Source organism: Bacillus sp. GbtcB14, from assembly GCF_019091205.1.
Lineage (GTDB): Bacteria > Bacillota > Bacilli > Bacillales > Bacillaceae_G > Bacillus_A > Bacillus_A cereus_AG.
Window position 1 is genome coordinate 1 of record NZ_JAGXJT010000327.1, and the last position, 233, is coordinate 233.

A 233-nucleotide genomic window follows, 5' to 3' on the forward strand; every position below is an offset into this window, starting at 1 on the left:
AATTTAGATACTTCTACTTCATTTTCTATGCGAGTATTTACTTCATGTATACGAATTTGCGCCATTAGAAACGCCACCTTGAATTGATAATAGTTTTATATGAAATTGGAATAAAAACTCATAAGCTTCAAATCTTTTCTTTGCATCAAAGCTATCTCGGCCCCATACGGTAATACCGTGGTTAAGAATTAATACTGCTCCAGAATCTCCTTGTATATGCTTTCGGAAGGTTT

General features: G+C 33.9%; 1 protein-coding gene. It reads right to left on the reverse strand.

The genetic code is table 11. The features are described 5' to 3' along the window. Positions 1 to 42: 42 nt before the first annotated feature. The coding region (locus tag KVT31_RS30045; RefSeq protein WP_217613778.1) for a class II aldolase/adducin family protein at positions 43 to 233 on the reverse strand (191 nt) is incomplete at its 5' end.